This is a genomic window from Slackia sp. CM382 (genome assembly GCF_000293015.1).
In the GTDB taxonomy this organism is placed as follows: Bacteria; Actinomycetota; Coriobacteriia; order Coriobacteriales; family Eggerthellaceae; genus Slackia; species Slackia exigua.
This window is the reverse complement of sequence record NZ_ALNO01000006.1, coordinates 1-5,368: the sequence shown is the minus strand read 5'-3', so window position 1 is coordinate 5,368 and position 5,368 is coordinate 1. Positions and strand designations below refer to the sequence as shown.

Below are 5,368 nucleotides of genomic sequence, written 5' to 3'. Positions count from 1 at the left end.
CGAGAAAGGCCCCGCGCATGGCGGGGCCTTCGGTGCGCCGGGGCGCATAGCGCGGGCGCGCTGGGCGAGCGCGGCGGCCCTGCCTCCCACGGGCTTTCCCCGCAGTACGTCGGGCGATGGCGGGCTTAACTGCCGGGTTCGGAACGGGACCGGGTGATCCCCGCCTCCGTGGCCGCGCTCGTCCAGGGCGCCCGTGCGGGCGACCCTGAGGGCCGCATAGCGCCGACGCGCGGAGATGCCGCGCTCCATGCAGACGGAAGCCCCGCCGCGCATGGGGCCCGCCCCCTCCGGGGACGGGGATTCGGAAGAGCTCGGACTATTAGTACCGCTCGCCTGAGCACGTCGCCGTGCTTGCAGCTGCGGCCTATCGACCCGGTGGTCTGCCGGGGTCCTTACCGAAGGGAGAACTCATCTTAGGGGAGGCTTCGCGCTTAGATGCCTTCAGCGCTTATCCCGTCCGCACGTGGCCACCCGGCGATGCCGTCGGTCGACAACCGGTGCACCAGAGGTGCGTCCGCCCCGGTCCTCTCGTACTAGGGGCGGCTCCCCTCAGTTCTCCTGCGCCCGCGGAGGATAGGGACCGAACTGTCTCACGACGTTCTGAACCCAGCTCGCGTACCGCTTTGAATGGCGAACAGCCATACCCTTGGGACCGACTACAGCCCCAGGATGCGATGAGCCGACATCGAGGTGCCAAACCTTGCCGTCGATGTGGACTCTTGGGCAAGATCAGCCTGTTATCCCCGGAGTACCTTTTATCCGTTGAGCGACGGCCCTCCCACGTGGGGCCGCCGGATCACTAGAGCCGACTTTCGTCCCTGCTCGACTCGTGGGTCTCGCAGTCAGGCCCGCTTGTGCTCTTGCGCTCCAAGGACGGTTGCCGACCGTCCCGAGCGGACCTTGCGCGCGCCTCCGTTACCTTTTGGGAGGCGACCGCCCCAGTCAAACTGCCCGCCTGGCACGGTCCGCGCGCCGGATGGCGGCCGCGCGTTAGGCCGCCGGAGCGATGGGGGCAGTATTCCAAGGGCGCCTCCGCGGGGGCTTGCGCCCCCGCTTCGCGGGCTCCTGCCTATCCTCTACGCACCGAACCGTCGGCCAATGCCAAGCTGCAGTGAAGGTTCACGGGGTCTTTCCGTCCTTCCGCGGGTAATTCGCATCTTCACGAATAATGCAATTTCACCGGGTCCATGGCCGAGACAGCGCCCAGGTCGTTACGCCTTTCGTGCAGGTCGGAACTTACCCGACAAGGAATTTCGCTACCTTAGGACCGTTATAGTTACGGCCGCCGTTTACCGGGGCTTGGCTTCGGGGCTTCGCTTGCGCTGACCCTTCCGCGTGACCTTCCGGCACCGGGCAGGCGTCAGACCCTATACGTCGCCTTGCGGCTTGGCAGAGTCCTGTGTTTTTGGTAAACAGTCGCCTGGGCCTATTCGCTGCGGCCGCCGCGGGCTCGGGGGGCTCGCCCCTCCACCCCCGGCGGCGCCCCTTCTCCCGAAGTTACGGGGCGGTTTTGCCGAGTTCCTTGGCCATGGTTCTCCCGAACGCCTCGGTATGCTCTACCCGCGCACCTGTGTCGGTTTAGGTACGGGCGCCGCCGGCCCTGCCTAGGGGTTTTTCTCGGAAGCATGGAATGAGCGGCTTCGCCCTAAGGGCTTCGTCTCGCGTCTCAGGCTCTCGTGGGCCGCGGATTTGCCTGCGGCCCGCCCTACGCGCTTTCACGGGGACGTCCAGAACCCCGCCCGCCTATCCTCCTTCGTCGCCCCGTCGGTCCTAGCGGTCCGGCGGCGGTGCAGGAATGTCCGCCTGCTGGGCATCGGCTACGCCTCGCGGCCTCGCCTTAGCGCCCGACTGACCCTGGGGGGATTAGCCTCGCCCAGGAAACCTCGCGCTTACGGCGGAGGGGTTTCCCGCCCCTCTCTCGTTACTCATGCCTGCATTCTCGCTTCCGCGCGGTCCACCGCCGGTCGCCCCGGCGGCTTCGCCCCTGCGCGGAACGCTCCCCTACCGGCCGCGCCCGAAGAAGGGCGCGGCCCCGCCGCTTCGGCTCCGCGCTTAGCCCCGTGTATTGTCGGCGCATGTCCACTCGACCAGTGAGCTGTTACGCACTCTTTGAATGCATGGCTGCTTCTAAGCCAACATCCTGGTTGTCTAGGCAAACGCACATCCTTTGCCACTCAGCGCGGAATTGGGGGCCTTAGCGGGCGGTCTGGGCTGTTCCCCTCTCGGCCGCGCGGCTTAGCCCGCGCGGCCTGACTCCCGGGGTGTCTGGTCGCGGCATTCGCAGTTCGGTCGGCTTCGGTAGGCGGTGAAGCCCCCTCGGCCGTCCGGCGCCCTACCTCCGCGATCCACCTCCCGAGGCTAGCCCTAAAGCTATTTCGGGGAGAACGAGATATCTCCGGGTTTGATTGGCCTTTCACCCCTACCCGCGGCTCATCCCCTCCGTTTTCAACCGAAGTGGGTTCGGCCCTCCACAGGGTCTTACCCCTGCTTCAGCCTGGCCGCGGGTAGATCACCCGGCTTCGCGTCTGCGGCGCGCGACTGGAAGAGTCGCCCTGTTCAGACTCGCTTTCGCTGCGGCTCGCCAATCGCTTGGCCTCGCCGCGCGCCGCAACTCGCAGGCTCATTCTACAAAAGGCACGCCGTCACGCCGCCTTCGAAGGGGCGCTCCGACTGCTTGTGGGCGCACGGTTTCAGGCGCTGTTTCACTCCCCTCTCGGGGTGCTTTTCACCTTTCCCTCACGGTACTCGTCCACTATCGGTCATCCGGGAGTGTTCAGCCTTGGAGGGCGGTCCCCCCAGCTTCGGCCCGGGTTTCACGTGCCCGGGCCTACTCGGGGACATGCCGGGGAGGCCGCATGCGCTTCGCGTACGGGGCTCTCACCCGGTATCGCCGGCCTTCCCATGCCGTTCCGCTGCGCGTGCGGTTTGCAACCTCCCGGGAGGGCTCGACCCCTCCCCTCGCATGCCCCGCAACCCCGGCGGGCCAGCGCGTCGAGGCTCGACGGCGCCGCCGGTTTGGGCTCGCGCGCTTTCGCTCGCCGCTACTCGCGCGTTCTCGTTTGATTTCTCTTCCTCGGGGTACTTGGATGTTTCGGTTCCCCCGGTTGCCCCGTCCCGCCCTATGCGTTCGGGCGGGCGCGCCCGGGCATGGCCCCGGGCGGGTTGCCCCATTCGGAGATCCGCGGATCGAAGGCCGTTTGCGCCTCCCCGCGGCTTATCGCAGCTTGCCACGTCCTTCTTCGGCTCCGGATGCCAAGGCATCCACCGTGCGCCCTCGACATCTTCCGGTTCCCCGGAATCCGCCGAAGGGATATCTAAAATAAGGTCCACATGCAGTAACTGACGTAAGTCTTCGTTACGGATAGAGCTTCATGTCTCATGAAGCGTTGGTTGTTGCATCTTCGCGATCTTACGATGCGGATCACCCTCGCGCAGTCCCCGCGCCTCGCGGCGCGGGATCTGATGGAGATGGTGATTTCGCATAGTGAAATCGACGCTATGCGGCTTTCAAGGTGCCCCCAGGGGGACCCCTGGAGGCCGGATGCCGCGACGCTTCGCGATAGGAGCCCCGCATCTCGGGCCGCCGCGCCCCGCCCGCGGGACGGCGGGCGGGGGCGGCTCGGTTCTCTGTGTGAATCCGCTAGGTCTCCCTAGAAAGGAGGTGATCCAGCCGCACCTTCCGGTACGGCTACCTTGTTACGACTTCACCCCCCTCACCCTCCACACCTTCGACGCCTCCCCCCCCTTACGGGTTGGGCCGGCGGCTTCGGGTGCAGACGACTCGGGTGGTGTGACGGGCGGTGTGTACAAGGCCCGGGAACGCATTCACCGCGGCGTGCTGATCCGCGATTACTAGCAACTCCGGCTTCACGGAGGCGGGTTGCAGCCTCCGATCCGAACTGGGGCCGGCTTTAAGGGATTCGCTCGCCCTCGCGGGTCCGCTGCCCGCTGTGCCGGCCATTGTAGCACGTGTGCGGCCCAGGGCATGGGGGGCATGATGACTTGACGTCGTCCCCGCCTTCCTCCGGCTTGGCGCCGGCGGTCCCGCATGAGTGCCCAACTGAATGCTGGCAACATGCGGCGGGGGTTGCGCTCGTTGCGGGACTTAACCCAACATCTCACGACACGAGCTGACGACAGCCATGCACCACCTGCGCGGGCTCCTTCCGGCCACGGCGTCTCCGCCGCTTCACCCGCATGTCAAGCCCTGGTAAGGTTCTTCGCGTTGCTTCGAATTAAGCCACATGCTCCGCTGCTTGTGCGGGCCCCCGTCAATTCCTTTGAGTTTTAGCCTTGCGGCCGTACTCCCCAGGCGGGGCGCTTAATGCGTTGGCTGCGGCACGGAGGGTCGTGTCCCCCCGCACCTAGCGCCCATCGTTTACGGCTGGGACTACCAGGGTATCTAATCCTGTTCGCTCCCCCAGCTTTCGCGCCTCAGCGTCAGTGAAGGCCCAGAGGGCTGCCTTCGCCGTCGGTGTTCCTCCCGATATCTGCGCATTTCACCGCTACACCGGGAATTCCATCCTCCCCTGCCCCACTCGAGCCCGCCAGTTCGGGTCGCTTCCGGGGGTTGAGCCCCCGGCTTCGACGAGGCCGCTTGGCGGGCCGCCTGCGCGCGCTTTACGCCCAATGAATCCGGATAACGCTCGCCCCCTACGTATTACCGCGGCTGCTGGCACGTAGTTAGCCGGGGCTTCTTCTGCAGGTACCGTCAGGCTTCTTCCCTGCTGAAAGCGGTTTACGACCCGAAGGCCTCCTTCCCGCACGCGGCGTCGCTGCGTCAGGCTTTCGCCCATTGCGCAATATTCCCCACTGCTGCCTCCCGTAGGAGTCTGGGCCGTGTCTCAGTCCCAATGTGGCCGATCGGCCTCTCAGCCCGGCTACCCGTCGTCGGCACGGCGGGCCTTCGCCCCGCCGTCTACCTGATGGGCCGCGACCCCGTCCCCTCCCGCCAAGGCTTTCCCGGGGCCCCCATGCGGGGGCCCCGGCGTATCCGGTATTAGCCTCGGTTTCCCGAGGTTGTCCCGGTGGGGGGGGCGGGTTGGTCACGTGTTACTCACCCGTTCGCCACTCTATGCGCCCCCTAAAGGGGGCCTTAACCGTTCGACTTGCATGTGTTAGGCGCGCCGCCAGCGTTCATCCTGAGCCAGGATCAAACTCTCCGTTCGGAAGCCCGGGCCCGAGGGCCCGGGTAAGACGCTTCCGTGACGTCCCGTCGACCCGGCCCTTCTCATCTTCGGGGCCGGCCCGCGAGGGCCGGGTCCCCGTGAGACGGGTCCGTCTCGTTTTCGGAAATGTGGTCCGAATGTCTAGGATTCCATGAATTCGCTTGCGTCACAGTATCCGGCTTTCAAGGTTCCCCGCGCCT

At 66.4% G+C, this 5,368-nt stretch carries 3 rRNA genes; all 3 read right to left on the bottom strand.

Features of this window, described 5'->3' with window-relative positions:
• Window positions 1–65: 65 nt before the first annotated feature.
• Window positions 66–180: ribosomal RNA gene (rrf, locus tag HMPREF1155_RS02725) — 5S ribosomal RNA — on the bottom strand.
• A 119-nt stretch (window positions 181–299) separates the two neighbouring features.
• Window positions 300–3,288 (bottom strand): 23S ribosomal RNA (locus HMPREF1155_RS02720).
• A gap of 366 nt (window positions 3,289–3,654) precedes the next feature.
• Window positions 3,655–5,168: ribosomal RNA gene (locus HMPREF1155_RS02715) — 16S ribosomal RNA — on the bottom strand.
• Together the 16S, 23S and 5S rRNA genes form the textbook arrangement of a ribosomal RNA operon.
• Between the last annotated feature and the right edge of the window lie 200 nt (window positions 5,169–5,368).